Source organism: Streptomyces sp. ID05-39B (assembly GCF_033794725.1).
GTDB classification, from domain to species: domain Bacteria; phylum Actinomycetota; class Actinomycetes; order Streptomycetales; family Streptomycetaceae; genus Streptomyces; species Streptomyces bobili.
The window spans coordinates 1-19,327 of sequence record NZ_JARGEF010000160.1; the positions used below are offsets into that span (position 1 = coordinate 1).

The window sequence follows — 19,327 nt, forward strand, 5'->3', positions numbered from 1 at the left end:
CCCTCCACGCGCCCGTCCTCCGCCACCGCCGCGACGGCATACTCCCCACCGTCGCCGCGGGCGGCGGTGCCGGTGAGGGTGGCGCCGCGGACGGAGAGGGCGGCGGCGACGGTGGGGAGTATGCCGTCGCGGCGGTGGCGGAGGACGGGCGCGTGGAGGGTTTCGTCGCTGCTCCAGCCGATGCGGGGGTCGCCGGAGCGGCTGGTGTGCGGTCCCGTTTGTGTGGCGTTCATGATCGTCATTCCCCTCCCGTGCATCCCCCGGAGGACTCAGAGTGCCAAATGGCGTGGGGTGTGGGAAAGCTGGGGCGGTGCGACACGCCCGTGTTGGGGCTGGCTGTCACGGCAGGGTGACGGCAGGTCACGGAAGTGGAGGGCCGGTGACCGGTGTCGTCGTACCGCATAGGCTGTCGGCACCGCGTGGCGCGCGGTTGACGCGCGCCTGAGACCGTTGGAGACAGTCGGATACGGAGTGTGGTGGTCGGGTCCGGATGCGGATTCGGCGGCCGGGGTCCGTCCAGAGTGCCGCAGGGGGCAACCGCCATGACGACAGGTCGGCTCGGGCAGCGAGCTGCGCCGCCGAACGCGGCCTACGCCGGGCAGGTCGTGCATTTTCCGGATCCGGTCCGGGCCGCACGTCACCCGAGAGGGGTGCGGGTGGACGAGCACGGCTACCCGGATTTCTCGGCCTATGCCCGTGCGGCCGCGGAGATCGCGGAGCCGCCGGAGGGTTTCGGCGTGGATGAGTTGCGGCTGACGGATTACGTGTCGGCGAACGCGGCGTTGTCGGCGTCGGGGCATGAGTTGTGGGACACGGTGGACAGTGTGGCGACGCCGCACGGCTGGACGTGGCATCACGTGGTGGGTTCGCGTCGGCTGGAGCTGGTTCCGGTCGAGGTGAAGGCGTTGCTGCGGCATCACGGTGGGATCGTGACGGCGGTGGTGGATCAGGCGAAGCGTGGGACGCGGCCGTTGCAGGAGACGCGTCCGGCGCATTTCGGGCTGCCGAAGTCGGGTGTGGCGGTGTCGGAGCAGCAGGTGCAGGGGGTCGAGGAGGACCTCGGGTACCGGTTGCCCGGCGCGTATCGGTCGTTCCTGAAGGCCGCGGGCGGTTGTGCTCCGGTGGGGCCGGCGCTGGACGCGGAGTTGGGGCTGCTGGTGGACCAGCCGTTCTTCACGGTGCGCGACGAGGCGGCGGTCAACGACCTGGTGTACGTCAACAAGTGCCTGCGTGACCATCTGACCAAGGACTACCTGGGGGTCGCGTTCGTGCAGGGCGGTCTGCTGGCCGTGAAGGTGAAGGGCGAGCGGATCGGCTCGGTGTGGTTCTGCGCGTACGACGATGTGCGGGATGTGGATCCGGCGTGGTCGCCGGCGGAGCGGGTGGAGCGTTTGCTGCTGCCGTGCGGTGAGGATTTCGATGCCTTCCTGTCGCGGTTGGCGGGGCGGCCGCCCGAGTTGGAGACGGTGGCGAATCTGATGGTGGACGGTGGTTTCGCGCGGGTCGTTCCCGCTGCCGCCGGTTCTTCTGTTTCGTCCGTCGGTGTGGGGGAGTGATCCGGCGATGGTGACGTTCGCGCAGGCGCAGGAGCGCGGTGAAGAGTGGGTCAACGGGGACGTGCCGGCCTATCAGCACCGTGAGGTGCGGGTCCGCGAGTTCGGGCTCGGGTTCGTGGTGTGGGCCGAGGACCGGGCGGAGGGGCCGCGTTCGGACGGGGGCGGCCAGCGGCTGGTGCTCGCCCGGGACAGTGGTGAGGCCACGTTGTGGCCGGCGCTGCCGGTGGGCGAGGTGGTCCGCCGGTACGAGGAGGAGTACGGCCGTCCGGAGGGTGAACCGGAGCCGGCGCCGGCGCCTGCGGCGCGGGTGGATCTGAATCAGACGTCGTTCCTGCTGTCGCCGCCGGAGTGGTTGCAGGAGGCGGCGGACCGGCTGGGGATCGGGGAGGCGGCTGCTTCTCCGTCGTCCGCCGCTCCTTCCGCTTCCGCGGCTCCTTCTGCGGTTCCGTCCGCTGCTGCTCCGGGGGCGGCTGATGAGTCGTTGCCCCGGACGCAGGCGGGGGTGCCGACGCCGACGCCGCCCCCCACGCCTGCCGGGGCCACGCCCTGGGCGGGTACGGACACCAACGGCGATTCCGGTGACGACCGTTCCGTACCGCTGCCGGCGACGGTGTTCGCGCCGCAGTTGAGCGGTTCCGACGACGACGACGTGCCGCCGCCGACGTCCGTGCCGGACGCCAAGACGGCGCTGATGTCGGGTGGCAGCGGGCTTCCGTCCACGACGGTCGCGCCGGCGCTCCAGCACCCGGCCGGGCCGGGTGCGCCCACCCCGACTCCGCCGCCGGCCTCCACCCCCGCGCCGCCGCCTCCGGCGCCGGTTTCGGGTGGGCCGGCGACTCCGCCACCGCCCCCGCCCGGTCCGCAGGGCACACCTGCGCCCGGTGCGTCGTCCTACGGCGGCCAGCAGCCGCCTGGTGTTCCGCAGCCGCCGGCCGGTCCGGCTGCTCCGAGCACGCCGTCCCGGTCGCTCGCGCCGAACGCCGGGGACATCGCCGATGCCGCCACCAGCAAGGCGGCTCCGCCGCCGCGGCGGCGGGTCGGAGGGGCGCCGCCCCCGCCTCCGCCGAGCGCGCCGGGTGCGCCGGGTGGGCGGCCGGGTGCGACGCCTGCGCCTGCCGCCGGTCCGGGTGCTCCGGGTGCGTCGGCGGGCGGTTATGTGCCTACGCAGTTGGTGTCGGCGCTGGGTCCCGAGGGTCCGGGTGCGCCGGGTGCTCCCCGTGCTCCCGGCGCCCCGGGTGCCCCTGGTGGGCCGAACCGGCCCGCCCCGCCGAGCCGGCCGGGTGGTACGCCTCCGGGTGGGGTGCACCACGCCGCGACGATGTTCGCCGACCCGAGCCAGATGGGTCCGGGGGCGCCGCAGCCGCCGGGTGCTCCCCAGCCGCCGGGTCCGCCGGGCGCGCCGGGTGCCCCTGGTGCTCCGCAGCCTCCGGCCGCCCCCGGTGTGCCCGGTGGTGCGCCCGGTGCCCACGGGTCCGCCGGTGGGGCGCAGGGCGCCGCGCACCATGCCGCGACGATGCTGGCCGGTCCTGGCGGCCCCGGCACGCCGCCGGCGCCGAGCGCTCCGCACACGCCGCACGCACCGCAGCCGCCGATGCCGCCGGGCGGGATGCCCCCGGGCGGTGGGATGCCGCCCGGCGCGATGCCTGCGCCGGGTATGCCCGGACCGGGGCAGCCTCAGGCGTACGGGTATCCCCAGCAGGGGCAGCCGACCGTCGGGCCGGGCTATCAGGCCGTGCTGCGCTACCGGGCGCACGACGGGTCGGAGCAGCAGCTGATCCGGCGTTCGGCGCCGGGTACGCCGCACCCGGAGTGGCAGATCTTCCATGAGCTGCGGGCGATGAACGTGCCGCCGGACCAGGTGCTGGAGCTGCACACGGAGCTGGAGTCGTGCGAGCTGCCGGGGGCCTACTGCGCGCGGATGATGCGCGAGCAGTGGCCGCAGGCGCGGATCACGAGCATCGCGCCGTACGGCACGGACCATGCGAGCCGGCAGCAGGGGATGCGTCAACTGCTGGCCCACCAGGGTGAGTTGCATCAGGTCGCCGATGGTCCCGCGCGTCCGGCCCCGGTGCGGGCGCCGTTGCAGCCGGTGCAGCCCGCGCCGCCGATCCCGCCGGAGGCGATCGCGCAGGAGATGGCCGCGGCCTTCGGGCCGGGGGTGTTCCGGTTCGAGCAGGCGGCCGTGTCCCGCCAGGGTGTGCCGCCGGTCGTGGCGCACACGCTGGTGGTGGCGGGTCTGCCGATGGACCTGGGTCCGTTCTTCTGGGCGCAGGCCCAGCCGGGGCGGCCCGTGCCGACGCTGGCGGAGCTGGCGGCGGAGCGGGGTGTGCAGCCGGCGGCGGACGCGGGGTCGTACCTCGTGATGGGCAGCGACTTCGGCAAGGCGCTGTGTGTGCAGTACGGGACGGCGAACATCGTCGCCGTGCCGGTGGAGGCGGGGCCGGGCGGGGCGTCCGTGCCGCCGCAGTTCGTGAACAGCGGGCTGCCGGAGTTCGCGCGCTGTCTCGCGCTGCTGGGGCGGATGTGGCGGCTGCGGTTCGGTCTGAACCAGGAGCAGGCGGGCCGCTGGACCGTCGACTTCCAGGCGCAGCTGGCGGCGCTGGACCCGGCGGCGCTGGGTTCGCCGGAGAGCTGGTGGTCGGTGCTGCTGGAGGAGATGTGGGACGGCCTGCTGTGAGGCGTACCTCCCGCTGACGGCTGTGCCGGTAGGGCTGTGCGGGTGAGGGCCGGACCCGGTCGTGTGACCGGGTCCGGCCCTTTCGTGTGCGTGTCCGGCCAGGGTCGACCGTGACCTGTTCGCGGAGTGTCGCGTTATGAACACTTGCGCCCGATACATCAAGATATGCGCGAAATCATCTCTTACGCGTCCGTCTGGTGGAGAGGGGTCCAGGTGATCAGCGCTTCTATGGCACCACCCGGTTTCATGACCGTCCGCAGGCGCGGCTACCGGCCCGAACAGGTCGAGGAGTACACCGCCGCACTCTCGGCCGACCGGGACGCCGCCTGGGAGCGGGCCGCCCGGCTGACCGTGCTGGCCAGGGACATGGAGGCGGAGGCCGTACGGCTGCGGGAGGCCGTGAGCCGGCTGGCGCCGCAGACGTACGACGGCCTCGGGGAGCGTGCGCGGCGCATCTTCCAGCTCGCGCGGGAGGAGGCGGCGGCCGTGCGCGAAGGCGCCCGGCGCGCGGCCGAGGAGCACGTCGCGCGGGCCGAGGCCGACGCCGACGCGGTGCGTGCGGCGGCGCGGGAGCGGGCGGACGAGGTGCGCGCGGAGGCCGCGGAACGGGCCCGGCAGAAACTGCTCGCGGCGCGCGCCGAGGCCGACGACACGCGCATCGGCGCCCGGCGCGAGGTGAAGGCGAACCGGGGCGAGGCCCTCGCGGCCCTGCGCGAGATGCGCCGGCGTACGGCGGCCCTGCTCGCCGACCGGGAGAAGGACCAGGCCGAGAGGTGGGCCGCCGCCGAACGCGAGGAGGCCGAACGGGCCGCCGTGCTCGACGCGCACCAGGCGCGGCAGGTGGCACGCGCCGAGGCGGCGCTGTCGGAGGCGAAACAGGCGTTCGCCGAGGCCGAGGAGTCCGCCCGCCGACGCCAGGAGGAGGCGCAGGCGCGTGCCGCCGGACTTCTGGCGGAGGCACGCGCGCGTGCGGAACGCCTCGCGCGCGACACGGAACGCGTACTGCGCGAGCACGGCGAGCGGTGGGACGACGTACAGGCACACATCGACCACGTACGCAGCAGCCTCAGCGCGCTCACCGGGCGCACCGTGCAATAGCGCGGGGAAGGCCGGTGGGACGGGCGCCCGCTTCCGCCGCCTCCGGTCAGTCGCCCCTGCGCACCGCCCCCGCCAGGATCCAGCCCTCGGCGGCCTCGTACCGGTGCCGATGCTCCTCCGCCTTGCGGCGGCCCGAGGCGAGGGTGCCGAGCGGGCCGTCAGGTGGTCGGGGCGCCCGGCGCCGGGGATCAGTCGTCGGGGGCGCCCGGCGCCGGGGATCAGTCGTCGGGTTCGCCCAGTACCGGGAAGCGGCGCGGGGCCACGCACAGCAGTACCAGGAAGGCGAGCGCGGCGGCGCCGGCCGCGCCCAGGTACACGGCGTGCACGGCCTCCGCGACCGCGTGCCGGGTCGCCTCCGCCGGGGCGCCCGCCTCCAGGTCGCGGGCGACGGAGTCCAGGTCGCCCGCGCCGCCCAGCCGCGCCGCCAGCACCCCGTTGGCCACCGCCCCGAACAGCGCGGCGCCGATCGTCTGACCGCTCTGACGGCAGAACAGGACCGATGCCGTGGTGGTGCCCCGTTCCGACCAGCCGACCGTCGACTGCACGCCGACGATCAGCGGCAGCTGGAACAGCCCGAGCGCCGCGCCGAGCAGCAGCATCAGCAGTGTCGGCTGCCAGGCCGCGCCCGGATACGGCAGGAAGGGGAACGCGAGCAGGATCAGCGTCGCCGCGCCGATGCCGAGGAGGGCGGTGTCGCGGAAGCCGATACGCCGGTACACGTGCTGACTCAGGGCCGCCGACAGCGGCCAGCTCAGCGTCCACACCGACAGCACGAACCCGGCCGTCACCGGATCCAGGTCCAGCACCGCCTGGGCGTACGTCGGCAGGAACACCGTGGGCGCCACCATCAGCAGGCCCAGCGCGCCCAGCGTGAGGTTGACCGCGGCGATCGTACGGCGGCGCCACACCCAGCCAGGGATGATCGGCTCGGCGGCCCGGCGCTCGATGACCACGACGAGGCCGGCCAGGGCGAGACCCCCGGCGAACAGGGCGAGCGACGGCGCCGACAGCCACGGCCAGGCCACCCCGCCCTGCACCAGGGCGGTCAGCAGCACCCCGCCGGTCGCGAACACCGCCAGCGCGCCCGCCCAGTCGACCCGCGCGCGGGCCCGTGACTTCCGCTGCGGCTCGTGCAGATGACGCACGATCAGCCACAACGCGACCGCCCCGATGGGCAGGTTGACGAGGAAGATCCACCGCCAGTCCGCGTACGCCGCCAGCAGCCCGCCCAGGCCCGGTCCCGCGACCGCGGACACCGCCCACACCGTGGATAGCCTGGACTGGATCTTCGGGCGTTCCCTCAGCGGGTAGAGGTCGGCGGCCAGGGTCTGCACGGTGCCCTGCAACGCGCCGCCGCCCAGGCCCTGCACGACACGGAACGCGATCAGCGCGCCCATGTTCCAGGCGAGCGCGCACAGCAGCGAGCCGAGCAGGAAGAGGACCGCGCCGGCCACCAGCACGGGTTTGCGGCCGAAGGTGTCGGAGAGCTTGCCGTAGACGGGCAGGGTGACCGTGACGGCGAGCAGGTAACCGGAGAACAGCCAGGAGAACACGGAGAACCCGCCGAGGTCGCCGACGATCTGCGGTACGGCGGTGGAGACGATCGTGGAGTCCAGCGCGGCCAGCGCCATGGACAGCATCAGCGCGGCGACGACCGCGCCGCGCTTCCCGGTGTCCCCGGTGGCCGTGCCCTCGGCGGCTTCCCGTGTCGCGGGTCCGATGTCGCCCATCCGATGCCCACCCCTGTCCGTCCCGCGTTCCCGCGTCCCGTGCCCCTTGCACCTATCGCCGCGGACAGCTTCCCACTTGACCCTGACGCGAGGGGAGGGTGGAGCCTGACCGGGTCAGAGGGTGGACACGACCCCGAGGCTCACTCCACCCACCGGTGGACAGCCCCTAGGGGTCTCTCCGTACTACGGCTGGGGGAGGGCTCGTACCGGCGGAGGAGGAGAAGTGCCCACCCCGCTACTTAACCTGGCTTTATGCCGCCGGGGCGGGCAACCCCACCGGCCGGAGGTGGGGTTAACCCCCCTCGAAGACGGGCCCGAGCACCAGCGCGCCGCACCCGGTCGCGCCGACAGACTCTTCGACGTAGCACCGAAGACGTACCACCTCGCACCACCCACCGACGCGGCACTTCGCGCGTCTCATCGACTTCCGACTTCCGACATAGGAGATTCACCGTGACTTCGGCTGTAACCATTCCCGGGCACGGGGGCGATTCAGAAGGTGCCGCGCGGAGCGCCTCGTTGAGGGGTGGCGGCCGGGTGGCGGGAGGGAGTACGGCCGTTGCCGCTCGAGCGCGGCAGGTCGTCAAGGCGTACGGGGCCGGGGAGACCCGCGTCGTCGCCCTCGACCACGTCGACGTGGACATCGCCCGTGGCCGCTTCACCGCGATCATGGGCCCCTCGGGGTCCGGCAAATCCACCCTGATGCACTGCCTCGCCGGCCTGGACACCGTCACGTCCGGGCAGATCTACCTGGACGAGACCGAGATCACCGGGCTCAAGGACAAGAAGCTGACGCAACTGCGCCGGGACCGGATCGGGTTCATCTTCCAGGCGTTCAACCTGCTGCCGACGCTCAACGCGCTGGAGAACATCACGCTGCCCATGGACATCGCCGGCCGCAAGCCGGACAAGGCCTGGCTGCAGCAGGTCGTCGAGACGGTCGGACTGGCCGACCGGCTCAAGCACCGGCCCACCCAGCTCTCCGGCGGCCAGCAGCAGCGCGTCGCCGTGGCGCGCGCCCTCGCCGCCCGCCCCGAGATCATCTTCGGCGACGAGCCGACCGGAAACCTCGACTCGCGGGCCGGTGCGGAGGTCCTGGGCTTCCTGCGCCGCTCCGTGGACGAACTCGGCCAGACCATCGTCATGGTCACCCACGATCCCGTAGCCGCCTCCTACGCCGACCGCGTCCTGTACCTCGCCGACGGCCGCATCGTCGACGAGATGAACCAGCCCACGGCCGAGCAGGTCCTGGACCGCATGAAGGACTTCGACGCCCGGGGACGTACGTCATGACCGTCATGAAGACCTCGATGCGCAACTTCCTCGCGCACAAGGGACGCATGGCCCTGTCGGCCGTGGCCGTGCTGCTGTCGGTGGCCTTCGTCTGCGGGACGCTGGTGTTCACCGACACCATGAACACCACCTTCGACAAGCTGTTCGCGGCCACCTCCTCCGATGTGACGGTGAGCGCGAAGGGCGCCTCCGACACCGGTGAGACGACCTCCGGCAACGGCAAGCCGCCGGTCATGCCGGCCGACGTGGTCGGCAAGGTCCGTCAGGCGCAGGGCGTGAAGTCGGCGGAGGGGGCTGTCTTCTCCACCTCCGTGACCGTCGTCGACGCCGACAAGGACAGTCTGTCGCCCTCCGGCGGCGGCCCCACCATCGTCGGCAACTGGAACGCCAACGAAGCCCGCACCATGAAGATCACCGAAGGTGCGGCGCCCCGGAACTCCGGGCAGATCATGGTCGACGCGGACACCGCGGACAAGCACGGCCTGAAGGTCGGCGACGAGATCGGCGTGATCAGCGCCGTCGGCACGCACACCGCGAAGATCTCCGGCGTCACCGCCTTCCAGGTCACCAACCCCGGCGCGGCGATCTTCTACCTCGACACCAAGGCCGCGCAGGACATCCTGGTCGGCGAGTCCGACGTGTTCACCAACGTCAATGTCACGGCCGCGGCCGGGGTGAGCGACGACCGGTTGAAGCAGAACGTCACGGCCGCGCTCGGCGGCGACTACAAGGTGCAGACCGCCAAGGAGACCGCCGACGCCAACCAGCAGGAAGTCGGAGAGTTCCTGAACGTGATGAAGTACGCGATGCTCGGCTTCGCCGGGATCGCCTTCCTCGTCGGCATCTTCCTGATCATCAACACCTTCTCCATGCTGGTCGCCCAGCGCACCCGGGAGATCGGCCTGATGCGGGCCATCGGCTCCAGCCGCAAGCAGGTCAACCGCTCGGTCCTGGCCGAGGCCCTGCTGCTCGGTGTCGTCGGCTCCGTCCTCGGCGTCGGCGCGGGCGTCGGCATCGCCGTCGGCCTGATGAAGCTCATGAGCATGACCGGCATGAACCTGTCCACCGACGACCTCACGGTGGCCTGGACGACCCCGGTCATCGGCCTGGTCCTCGGCGTCGTCGTCACCGTCCTCGCCGCCTACCTGCCCGCCCGCCGCGCCGGCAAGGTCTCCCCGATGGCCGCGCTGCGCGACGCCGGCGCCCCCGCCGACGCCAAGGCCGGTGTCGTACGGGCCGTGCTCGGACTGCTCCTCACCGGTGGCGGCGTGTTCGGCCTCTACCTCGCCTCCGCCGCCGACAAGGCGAGCGAAGGCTCCCTCTGGCTCGGCCTGGGCGTCGTCCTGAGCCTGATCGGGTTCGTGGTGATCGGCCCGCTGCTCGCCGGCGGCCTGGTCCGGGTGCTCGGCGCGGTCGTGCTGCGGGCCTTCGGCCCCGTCGGCCGGATGGCGGAGCGCAACGCCCTGCGCAACCCGCGCCGCACCGGCGCCACCGGCGCCGCCCTGATGATCGGGCTCGCCCTGGTCGCGTGCCTGTCGGTGGTCGGCTCCTCCATGGTCGCCTCCGCCACCGGCCAGCTCGACAAAACCGTCGGCACCGACTTCATCATCCAGAACGACGAGGGCCAGCTGATCACCCCGCAGGCCGCGCAGGCCGTCAAGGCGACGCCCGGCCTGGAACGGGTCACCGAGTACAAGGTCATCGACGCCGACCTGACGACCCCGGACGGCAAGACGTCCAAGGGCGAGACCGTCAACGCCGCCGACCCGACCTACGCCACCGACCTCACCACCGAGACGGTGGCGGGCAAGCTCGCCGACGCGTACAAGCCCGACTCCATGTCCGTCTTCGAGGGCTTCGCCGCCGAGCACGGCCTGACGATCGGCTCCAAGGTCCAGGTCGCGTTCAAGGACGGCACCTCCGCCGCCCTCACCGTTCGCGCGATCACCAGCGACGACGTCCTCATCGACAAGGGCGCCATGTACGCCTCCATCGCGACCGTCGCCACGTACGTGCCGGCCGAGAAGATGCCGCTCGACCAGCTCGTCTTCGCCACGGCGAAGGAAGGCCAGCAGGAGGCCGCCTACACCGCGCTGAAGTCCGCACTGCACGACTACCCGCAGTACACCGTCCGCGACCAGACCGACTACAAGGAAGCCCTCAAGGACCAGATCGGCCAGCTGCTGAACCTGATCTACGGCCTCCTCGCCCTCGCGATCATCGTGGCCGTCCTCGGCGTGGTGAACACCCTCGCCCTGTCGGTGGTCGAACGCACCCGGGAGATCGGCCTCATGCGGGCGATCGGCCTCTCGCGCCGGCAGCTACGGCGCATGATCCGACTGGAGTCGGTCGTCATCGCCCTCTTCGGTGCGCTGCTCGGCCTCGGCCTGGGCATGGGCTGGGGCGCCACGGCTCAGCAGCTCCTCGCGCTGGAGGGTCTGACCGTCCTCGACATCCCGTGGCCGACGATCATCGGTGTCTTCATCGCCTCGGCCTTCGTGGGCCTCTTCGCCGCACTGATCCCGGCGTTCCGGGCAGGCCGGATGAATGTCCTGAACGCGATCGCGACGGACTGACCTCCCGGTCGGAAAAGCCGGCGCCGAGGAGCCACCGTGCTCTTCGGCGCCGGCTCATTCGTCTTCCGGGTCAGTTCCCTTCGAGTCTGCCCCAGAACCTCCCAGCCCGGGCACAGCGCCTGGCCAAGTCGTACCCTGGACACCCCCGGCCCGTGACACGTGCCGGGCCCTTCGCGTTGCCGCCAGCCCGGACCACCTCCCACACCACCCACCTCGGACCCCCGGACGGAAAACCCCCTCCATGAGCCTGCACGGTCTGCTCGACGCCGTAGTCAAGGACCCCGCCCTCGCGGAAGCGATCCCCGCGGCCGCCGACGGCAACCGCATGCACATCGACCTCGTCGGCCCCCCTGCCGCCCGCCCCTTCACGATCGCCGCCCTCGCGAGGGAGACCACCCGCACGGTCCTCGCGGTCACGGCGACCGGCCGGGAGGCGGAGGACCTGGCGGCCGCCCTGCGTACGCTCCTGCCCCCGGACGGCGTCGTGGAGTACCCCTCCTGGGAGACGCTCCCGCACGAGCGCCTCAGCCCCCGCAGCGACACCATGGGCCGCCGCCTCGCCGTCCTGCGCCGACTGGCCCACCCGCGCGCCGACGACCCCGAGACCGGGCCGGTCTCCGTCATCGTGGCGCCGGTCCGCTCGGTGCTCCAGCCGCAGGTCAAGGGCCTCGGTGACCTGGAGCCGGTGGCCCTGAGGGGCGGCCTGACCGCCGACCTGAACGAGATCGTGGAAGCCCTCGCCGCAGCCGCGTACGCGCGCGTGGAGCTGGTCGAGAAGCGCGGCGAGTTCGCCGTACGCGGCGGCATCCTGGACGTGTTCCCGCCCACCGAGGAACACCCCCTGCGCGTCGAGTTCTGGGGCGACGACGTCGAGGAGATCCGCTACTTCAAGGTCGCCGACCAGCGCTCGCTGGAGGTCGCCGAGCACGGGCTGTGGGCGCCCCCCTGTCGCGAGCTGCTCCTCACCGACGAGGTCCGCGCCCGCGCGCGTGCCCTCGCCGAACAACACCCCGAGCTGGGCGACCTGCTCGGCAGGATCGCGGAGGGCATCGCCGTGGAGGGCATGGAGTCCCTCGCACCCGTCCTGGTCGACGACATGGAGCTGCTGCTCGACGTGCTGCCCAAGGGGTCGATGGCCGTCGTCTGCGACCCCGAGCGGGTCCGCACGCGCGCCTCGGACCTGGTGGCGACGAGCCAGGAGTTCCTCCAGGCGTCCTGGGCGGCCACCGCGGGCGGCGGAGAGGCCCCCATCGACGTCGGCGCGGCCTCCCTGTGGTCCCTCGCCGACGTGCGCGACCGGGCGCGCGAGCTGGACATGATGTGGTGGTCGGTGTCCCCCTTCGCCGCCGACGTGGAGCTGGAGGCGGACACCCTCAAGCTGGCCATGCACGCCCCCGAGGCCTACCGGGGCGACACGGCGAAGGCCCTCGCCGACACCAAGGGCTGGCTGGCCGAGGGCCGGCGCGTCGTCTTCGTCACCGAGGGCCACGGCACGGCCGCCCGCACGGCCGAGGTGCTCGGCAACGAGGGCGTTCCGGCCCGCCTGGACACCGACCTGACCGAGCTGACCCGCTCCCTGGTGCACGTCTCCTGCGGCTCGATCGACCACGGCTTCATCGATCCGGCGCTCGACCTCGTCGTCCTGACGGAGACCGATCTGACCGGCCAGAAGGCGGCCGGCAAGGACGGCGCCCGGATGCCCGCGCGCCGCAGGAAGACGATCGACCCGCTCACCCTGGAGGCGGGCGACTACATCGTCCACGAGCAGCACGGCGTGGGCCGCTACATCGAGATGGTGCAGCGCACGGTCCAGGCCGCCACCCGCGAGTACCTGGTCGTGGAGTACGCCCCCGCCAAGCGCGGCCAGCCCGGCGACCGTCTCTACATCCCCACCGACCAGCTGGAACAGATCACCAAGTACGTCGGTGGCGAGGCACCCACCCTGCACCGCCTCGGCGGCGCCGACTGGACGAAGACCAAGGCGCGCGCGAAGAAGGCCGTCAAGGAGATCGCCGCCGACCTGATCAAGCTGTACAGCGCCCGCATGGCCGCCCCCGGGCACGCCTTCGGCGCGGACACGCCCTGGCAGCGCGAGCTGGAGGACGCCTTCCCGTACGTGGAGACGCCCGACCAGCTCACCACCATCGCCGAGGTCAAGGACGACATGGAGAAGTCGGTTCCCATGGACCGCCTGATCTGCGGCGACGTCGGCTACGGCAAGACGGAGATCGCCGTCCGCGCCGCCTTCAAGGCCGTCCAGGACGGCAAGCAGGTCGCCGTCCTGGTCCCCACCACGCTGCTGGTGCAGCAGCACTTCGGCACGTTCAGCGAGCGGTACGCGCAGTTCCCGGTGAAGGTGAAGGCGCTGTCCCGCTTCCAGTCCGACACGGAGGCCAAGGCGGTCCTGGAGGGCCTGCACGAGGGCTCCGTGGACGTCGTCATCGGCACCCACCGGCTGTTCTCCTCGGAGACCAGGTTCAAAGACCTCGGCCTCGTCATCGTCGACGAGGAGCAGCGCTTCGGCGTCGAGCACAAGGAACAGCTGAAGAAGCTGCGGGCCAACGTCGACGTACTGACGATGTCGGCCACGCCCATCCCGCGCACCCTGGAGATGGCGGTGACGGGCATCCGCGAGATGTCGACGATCACCACGCCCCCGGAGGAGCGCCACCCGGTTCTCACCTTCGTCGGGCCCTACGAGGAGCGGCAGATCGGTGCCGCCGTCCGCCGCGAACTGCTGCGCGAGGGCCAGGTCTTCTACATCCACAACCGGGTCGAGTCGATCGACCGGGCGGCGGCGAGGCTGCGCGAGATCGTGCCCGAGGCGCGCATCGCGACCGCGCACGGCCAGATGTCGGAGGCCGCGCTGGAGCAGGTCGTCGTCGACTTCTGGGAGAAGCGGTTCGACGTGCTCGTCTCGACGACGATCGTCGAGTCCGGCATCGACATCTCCAACGCCAACACGCTGATCGTCGAGCGCGGTGACAACTTCGGCCTGTCCCAGCTGCACCAGCTGCGCGGCCGCGTGGGCCGCGGGCGCGAACGCGGTTACGCCTACTTCCTGTACCCGCCGGAGAAGCCGCTCACGGAGACGGCCCACGAGCGCCTCGCGACCATCGCCCAGCACACCGAGATGGGCGCGGGCATGTACGTCGCGATGAAGGACCTGGAGATCCGCGGCGCGGGCAACCTCCTCGGCGGCGAACAGTCCGGGCACATCGCGGGCGTCGGCTTCGACCTGTACATCCGCATGGTCGGCGAGGCCGTCGCGGACTACCGGCGTCAGCTGGAGACGGGGGAGATCGAGGAGGAGGCACCCCTCGAGGTCAAGATCGAGCTGCCCGTCGACGCGCACGTCCCGCACGACTACGCCCCCGGCGAGCGGCTGCGCCTCCAGGCCTACCGGGCCATCGCCTCGGCCAACTCCGAGGAGGACGTCAAGGCCGTACGCGCGGAACTCGTCGACCGCTACGGCAAGTTGCCCGAGCCGGTGGAGAACCTGCTGCTGGTGGCCGGGCTGCGGATGCTGGCCCGGTCCTGCGGGGTCGGGGAGATCGTGCTCCAGGGCAACAACATCCGGTTCGCGCCGGTGGAGTTGCGCGAGTCGCAGGAGCTGCGGCTCAAGCGGGTGTATCCGGGGTCGGTCATCAAGCCGGCCGCGCACCAGCTCCTCGTACCCCGCCCCAAGCCCGCCAAGATGGGCGGCAAGCCGGTGGTGGGGCGCGAACTGCTCGGCTGGGTGGGCGAGTTCCTGGTGACGGTGCTGGGCTAGGGCCGCGGCCCAGGCCGTAGGGCATGGTGAGGCCGTCCGCGGGAGGCTCCGCTCCGCGGACGGCCAGGGTGGCTCTACGGCTGCTTCGGGCTACGGCTGCGTCGGGCTACGGCTGCTCGGGCGGCCGGTCCTCGTCGATGCCCATCCGCCGGTGCAGCTGCTGCTGCCCGGTGTCGACCTGGGACTCGTACTTGTTGCCGGTCTTCTCGTTGACCTTCTTCTCGGCAGCGTCGGACACGCCCTTGGCCTTGTCCCGATGGTTCTTGATCTTGTCGAAGATGCCCATGCGCAGCTCCCTCCGGAGGTGACTACCTCCCACGGTATGCCCGGCTTGTGTCGTATGCCCACTTGAGGTCGCGGAGGCCTGGACCTCCCGTACCGCCCCCGTGCGCCCCTCGCCTACGGTGTACGCGAGTCAGGCCGGGGAAAACGCCCTGTGCGGGGTGGCGGCGGCCGAGCAGGGGAGGGGACGCGTGAAGCGTCTGAGGGGTGGGGCGGCGACCGCCGTCGTACTGGTCTGCGCCATGACCGGCTGCACCGACCAGGTCACCGGCACCGGCTCCGCCGGACCCGACAGGACCGAGGGCGGGGAAGCGGCCCTCACGGCCGCCCGGTCGCTCACCGTGAAGGGGCGGGCACCACGCACCGGTTACGACCGGGACAGGTTCGGCACCGCCTGGGCCGACACCGACTCCAACAATTGTGGGACCCGCGACGACATCCTCAAACGGGACCTGGAGAGTGTCCGGTTCACCGGCGGCAGCTGCAAGGTGTCGTACGGCGTGCTGGAGTCGGATCCCTATTCCGGCAAGGACGTGACCTACCGGCGCGGCAGCAGTCAGGTCGACATAGACCATGTCGTCGCGCTGTCCGACGCCTGGCAGAAGGGCGCCAAGTACTGGGACGCGAGCAAGCGCATCGCCCTCGCCAACGACCCCCTCAACCTGCTGGCCGTGGACGCGAGCACCAACCGTGCCAAGGGGGACGGCGACACGGCGACCTGGCTGCCGCCCAACAAGGCCTACCGGTGCCCGTACGTGGCGGCGCAGGTCGCGGTGAAGAAGAAGTACGGACTGTGGGTCACCGCCGCCGAGCAGGCCGCCATGGAGAAGGTCCTCTCCGGCTGCCCCGCCCAGAAACTCCCCACGGGCGGCAACCCGACGACGGCGCCGGAACGCTTCCACGCCAACTGAGCGGGTGGCCCGGCCGCGGCACCCGCCCCCGACCGGCTCCGACCCGCGGGCCCGTCCGCGTGCCGACGGCTTCGGCGCCGGCTTCGGCGACTACCGGCCGTACGGATACCCCTGCTGATAGTGCCCCTGCGGGCCGGGCGCCCCGTACGCCATCGCCGGCATCGTCAGGATCCGCTTGTCGAACATGCCCCACAGCAGCATGCAGGCCGCCGTCGCCAGCGTCACCAGGATGGCGAGACCCATGTACTCGTCCCCGTCCGGGCTGTCGTCCGTCGCCATCCACGGCACGGTCACGCACTCGTACAGCGCGAACGCGCCGAAGGCGACCCAGTCCGAGGACCGGCCGCGGCGGATCGCCACATACAGGAACGGCACCCACGCCAGCAGGCCGAAGGAGAACCAGGCCAGGGCCACCCAGCCGATCCGCTGGAACCAGCCCGCCTCGAGCCGCTTCTCCGAACCCGTCATCACTGTCGTCATGTCGCCCCCCAAGTAGCCAGGGAGCAAGATTAGGCCACGTCTGTGCCCGCCCGGACCTCCCTGTCCTACTGTGACATGAGCGAATCATGGCCCGGTGAGAGGCCCGGGTTTCCCGGCCGCGGACCCCCGCGCGGTACGGTGCGTTCGATTCAGGGGGATCCACACACAGACACACGCCCGTACGCCGGGATTCCGGCTGTACACGCGCAGACGACCGAGACGACCGATGGGGTGGGGATGGCCGAGCACCGGCAGTCCAGGAAGCGCAGATACATCACCTGGGGAGTGGCCGGCGCCGCCGTTCTCGCCGGGGCCGGGATCGCCGCGCAGAACTCGATGGCGGCCACCACCTGGCCCGCCCAGAAGACCTACACCGGCCGGGCCTTCGACGCCTGCACCGCACCCTCGCTGGCTGCCATGAAGGCATGGAAGACCGAGGGGTACTACAGCGGCGCCGCCGTCTACATCGGCGGCAAGAACCGTGGCTGCGCCCAGCCCAACCTCACCGCGTCCTGGGTGAAGTCGGTCAACACCCTCGGCTGGAAGCTGATCCCGCTCTACGTCGGCGCCCAGCCGCCCTGCCAGACGAGCAGCAACCCGGAGAAGTTCACCGCCGCCACCGCGGCCTCCCTCGGCGTGAGCAACGCCAATGACGCCGTCGCCAAGGCCGCCGCGCTCGGCATGAAGGCCGGCAGCCCCGTCTACCTCGACATGGAGCCGTACGACATCACGAACAAGGCGTGCAACGACGCCGTGCTGACGTACGTCCGCTCCTTCACCAAGACCCTGCGCGCCAAGACCTACCGGGCCGGCTACTACGGCTTCAGCAGCTCCAGCGCCAAGGCGATCGCCACCGCGACGAACAGGACGGACCTGCCGGGCAACCTCTGGTACGCGCTGTGGGACAAGCAGTACACCACCACCGCGGACTGGCCCTGGGACCCGAAGCTGTACACCAACCACAGCCGCGGCCACCAGTACATGGTCAACAGCAAGGAGACCCGCGGCGGTTACACGATCACCGTGGACCGCAACGCCTGGGACGCTCCGGTAGCCCTCGTGGGCTGACCCTCGTACGGGTGCGGGCGCGGCGGTGCCAGAAGTCCTGGTGAATCGTTGGTCCAATGGGTTGGCCCCAGCCGCCCCACTGCCTAACATCGATCACCGCAAGACTTTGTGCACCGCCGCACAATCTCCTCGGGAGGCTTCCTTGCACCGCCGCCGTCGCACCGCGCTTCTGCTGTCCGCCGCGATCGTCGCGGCGGGCCCCCTCCTCACGGCCTGCGGCAACGAGGCCCACCCCGGAGCGGCGGCCGTCGTCGGCGGCCAGCGGATCACCGTCTCGCAGCTGGAGGGGCGGGTGAACGAGGTGCGCGAGGCCCAGCGCGCCGCCGTCACCGACGACGTCCAGTACGCGCAGGCCATCGCCCGCACCGGCACCCTCGCCCGCGACACCCTGCACGGCATGGTCCTCGACCAGGTGCTGCACCGCGCCGCCCAGGACGCGGGCATCACCGTGAGCCGCAAGGAGGTCCAGGCCATGCGGGCCGGCCTGGAACAGCAGGCGGGCGGCGCGAAGGGCCTGGAGACCACCTGGCTCCAGCAGTACGGCATCCCGCCCCAGCGCCTCGACGAGAACCTCCGCCTCCAGCTGGAGGCCCAGAAGCTCGCCGCGCGGCTCGGCACCGACACCAGCCGGCCCGAGTTCTGGAACGCGCTGTCGAAGGCGTCCACGGAACTCGACGTCGACCTCAACCCGCGCTATGGCGACTGGGACGTCCAGAAGGTCAGCCGCGTCGACGCGAAGACGCCGTGGGTCCGTGACGTGACGACGCCGCCAGAGCTCCCGCAGAGCGCCTGACGGTACGGCGGTCCCGGTCGGCCCCTGGACGACTTCGGACGACTTCGGACGACTTCGAGGGCTGTCGGCGGGTGGGTTACGTTCGGAGCGTGAACGCAACCAGTCCCGAAGGCGGCGCCCCCGGCCGTGTCGTCCTGCTCACCACCAGCCACCGGGTCGCCCCCGGCCTGCTGTCCTGGCCCGCCTGGCAGGCCCTGCGCGAGGCCGACCGTGTCCTGTGCGCGGACGGCGCCCATCCGCAGCTGCCGTATCTGCGCGAGGCCGGTATAGAGGTGGCGGAGACCTCCCCGACCGCCGAGGAGCTGCTCTCCGCCTGCGCCGGCGGCCGCACGGTCGTCGTGGTGGCGACCGGTGAGGGCGAGCCCGCCCTGACGGACGGCCTGGCCCGGCTGGCCGGCTCCGGCCGCGTGTCCATGCCCGACCTGGAGCTGCTCCCCGCCTCCTACGACCTCCCCGGCGCCCGCCTCCTCGACCTCGTCCAGGTCATGGACCGCATCCGCGCCGAATGCCCCTGGTCCTCCCGGCAGACCCACGAGGGCCTGGCCAAGTACGGCATCGAGGAGGCGTACGAACTGGTCGAGGCGATCGAGGACGGCGACCGCGACGCGCTGCGCGAGGAACTCGGCGACGTCCTCCTCCAGGTCGTCTTCCACGCCCGTATCGCCGAGGAGGACGAGGAGGCCCCGTTCTCCGTCGACGACGTGGCCGGCACCATCGTCACCAAGCTCATCCACCGCCACCCGCACGTCTTCGGCGACGCCACCGCGACCACCCCCGAGGAGGTCAAGGAGCACTGGATGCGCACGAAGGCGGTCGAGAAGGGGCGCGAGTCGGTCACCGACGGCATCCCCCTCCACCAGCCGGGCCTCGCCCTGGCCGCGAAGCTCGCCTCGCGAGTCCGCTCGGCCCACCTGGACGTACCGCTCCCGGCATCGGAAGGCCTCGGCTACGACCTCCTGGCCCTGGCGGCCCGAGCCGAGGCGGAGGGCGTCGACCCGGAAGCGGCCCTGCGGGCAGCGGCCCGCACCTACCGAGACGCGATCCGGGCGGCCGAGGGAGTGGGGGAGTAGGGGAGTGGTCTTATACAAAAC

Annotated in this window: 13 protein-coding genes and 1 pseudogene; 10 read left to right on the forward strand and 4 right to left on the reverse strand. The window is 71.9% G+C overall.

The annotated features are described in order from the left end of the window. Positions 1 to 242, reverse strand: a pseudogene (locus P1P75_RS27975) (hypothetical protein); the annotation flags it as partial. A 300-nt stretch (positions 243 to 542) separates the two neighbouring features. Between P1P75_RS27975 and P1P75_RS27980 the strand changes: the two are divergent. From P1P75_RS27980 to P1P75_RS27990, 3 genes are all read left to right on the forward strand, one after another. Next, positions 543 to 1,556, forward strand: a complete 1,014-nt coding sequence (locus P1P75_RS27980; RefSeq protein WP_319260364.1) for an SMI1/KNR4 family protein — start codon at positions 543 to 545, stop codon at positions 1,554 to 1,556. Positions 1,557 to 1,563: 7 nt separating this feature from the next. After that, positions 1,564 to 4,233: an SUKH-4 family immunity protein gene (locus P1P75_RS27985; RefSeq protein WP_319260367.1), complete on the forward strand. Its 2,670-nt coding sequence runs from the start codon at positions 1,564 to 1,566 to the stop codon at positions 4,231 to 4,233. A gap of 228 nt (positions 4,234 to 4,461) precedes the next feature. Next, entirely contained in the window at positions 4,462 to 5,331 is an 870-nt protein-coding gene (locus tag P1P75_RS27990) for a cellulose-binding protein (protein ID WP_319260370.1), read from the forward strand. A 218-nt stretch (positions 5,332 to 5,549) separates the two neighbouring features. On the opposite strand, the gene P1P75_RS27995 is transcribed toward P1P75_RS27990, so the two are convergent. Next, positions 5,550 to 7,061, reverse strand: a complete 1,512-nt coding sequence (locus P1P75_RS27995; RefSeq protein WP_319260372.1) for an MFS transporter — start codon at positions 7,059 to 7,061, stop codon at positions 5,550 to 5,552. A 519-nt stretch (positions 7,062 to 7,580) separates the two neighbouring features. Between P1P75_RS27995 and P1P75_RS28000 the strand changes: the two genes are divergently transcribed. The 3 genes from P1P75_RS28000 (at position 7,581) to mfd (ending at position 14,702) form a co-directional block, all read left to right on the forward strand. Next, entirely contained in the window at positions 7,581 to 8,354 is a 774-nt protein-coding gene (locus tag P1P75_RS28000; RefSeq protein ID WP_319260396.1) for an ABC transporter ATP-binding protein, read from the forward strand. Next, positions 8,351 to 10,930, forward strand: a complete 2,580-nt coding sequence (locus P1P75_RS28005) for an FtsX-like permease family protein (protein ID WP_319260375.1) — start codon at positions 8,351 to 8,353, stop codon at positions 10,928 to 10,930. The genes P1P75_RS28000 and P1P75_RS28005 overlap by 4 nt, the downstream gene beginning before the upstream one ends. A gap of 241 nt (positions 10,931 to 11,171) precedes the next feature. Beyond that, positions 11,172 to 14,702: a transcription-repair coupling factor gene (gene mfd / locus P1P75_RS28010; protein ID WP_319260377.1), complete on the forward strand. Its 3,531-nt coding sequence runs from the start codon at positions 11,172 to 11,174 to the stop codon at positions 14,700 to 14,702. Positions 14,703 to 14,808: 106 nt separating this feature from the next. Here mfd and P1P75_RS28015 read toward each other — a convergent pair whose 3' ends face one another. Continuing rightward, positions 14,809 to 14,988 carry an antitoxin gene (locus P1P75_RS28015; protein WP_319260380.1) on the reverse strand — a complete coding sequence of 60 codons (180 nt, stop codon included), beginning with the start codon at positions 14,986 to 14,988 and terminating at the stop codon, positions 14,809 to 14,811. Positions 14,989 to 15,175: 187 nt separating this feature from the next. Here P1P75_RS28015 and P1P75_RS28020 point away from each other — a divergent pair, with 187 nt between their 5' ends. Further along, positions 15,176 to 15,895 (forward strand): HNH endonuclease family protein, encoded by a 720-nt coding sequence (locus P1P75_RS28020; RefSeq protein ID WP_319260382.1) that lies wholly within the window; start codon positions 15,176 to 15,178, stop codon positions 15,893 to 15,895. Between the two features lie 90 nt (positions 15,896 to 15,985). Here the strand turns inward: P1P75_RS28020 and P1P75_RS28025 are convergent, their stop codons facing one another. Then, positions 15,986 to 16,375 carry a hypothetical protein gene (locus P1P75_RS28025; protein WP_319260385.1) on the reverse strand — a complete coding sequence of 130 codons (390 nt, stop codon included), beginning with the start codon at positions 16,373 to 16,375 and terminating at the stop codon, positions 15,986 to 15,988. A 237-nt stretch (positions 16,376 to 16,612) separates the two neighbouring features. On the opposite strand from P1P75_RS28025, the gene P1P75_RS28030 reads away from it, so the two are divergent. The 3 genes from P1P75_RS28030 to P1P75_RS28040 all read left to right on the forward strand — a co-directional run bounded on the left by P1P75_RS28030 (position 16,613) and on the right by P1P75_RS28040 (position 19,306). Then, on the forward strand, positions 16,613 to 17,443 hold the full coding sequence (locus P1P75_RS28030; protein ID WP_319260388.1) for a glycoside hydrolase domain-containing protein: 831 nt from the start codon (positions 16,613 to 16,615) through the stop codon (positions 17,441 to 17,443). A 142-nt stretch (positions 17,444 to 17,585) separates the two neighbouring features. Next, positions 17,586 to 18,236, forward strand: a complete 651-nt coding sequence (locus tag P1P75_RS28035; RefSeq protein ID WP_319260391.1) for a SurA N-terminal domain-containing protein — start codon at positions 17,586 to 17,588, stop codon at positions 18,234 to 18,236. A gap of 89 nt (positions 18,237 to 18,325) precedes the next feature. Then, positions 18,326 to 19,306, forward strand: coding sequence for a nucleoside triphosphate pyrophosphohydrolase (locus P1P75_RS28040; RefSeq protein ID WP_319260393.1), 981 nt, complete (start codon positions 18,326 to 18,328; stop codon positions 19,304 to 19,306). Positions 19,307 to 19,327: the final 21 nt, after the last annotated feature.

Bases quoted from the DNA above. Each gene is read 5' to 3' on its own strand.
- mfd (WP_319260377.1), top strand. From the start codon at position 11,172: ATGAGCCTGCACGGTCTGCTCGACGCCGTAGTCAAGGACCCCGCCCTC.
- P1P75_RS27990 (WP_319260370.1), top strand. From the start codon at position 4,462: ATGGCACCACCCGGTTTCATGACCGTCCGCAGGCGCGGCTACCGGCCC.
- P1P75_RS27980 (WP_319260364.1), top strand. From the start codon at position 543: ATGACGACAGGTCGGCTCGGGCAGCGAGCTGCGCCGCCGAACGCGGCC.
- P1P75_RS28015 (WP_319260380.1), bottom strand. From the start codon at position 14,988: ATGGGCATCTTCGACAAGATCAAGAACCATCGGGACAAGGCCAAGGGC.
- P1P75_RS28030 (WP_319260388.1), top strand. From the start codon at position 16,613: ATGGCCGAGCACCGGCAGTCCAGGAAGCGCAGATACATCACCTGGGGA.
- P1P75_RS28025 (WP_319260385.1), bottom strand. From the start codon at position 16,375: ATGACGACAGTGATGACGGGTTCGGAGAAGCGGCTCGAGGCGGGCTGG.
- P1P75_RS27985 (WP_319260367.1), top strand. From the start codon at position 1,564: ATGGTGACGTTCGCGCAGGCGCAGGAGCGCGGTGAAGAGTGGGTCAAC.
- P1P75_RS27995 (WP_319260372.1), bottom strand. From the start codon at position 7,061: ATGGGCGACATCGGACCCGCGACACGGGAAGCCGCCGAGGGCACGGCC.
- P1P75_RS28005 (WP_319260375.1), top strand. From the start codon at position 8,351: ATGACCGTCATGAAGACCTCGATGCGCAACTTCCTCGCGCACAAGGGA.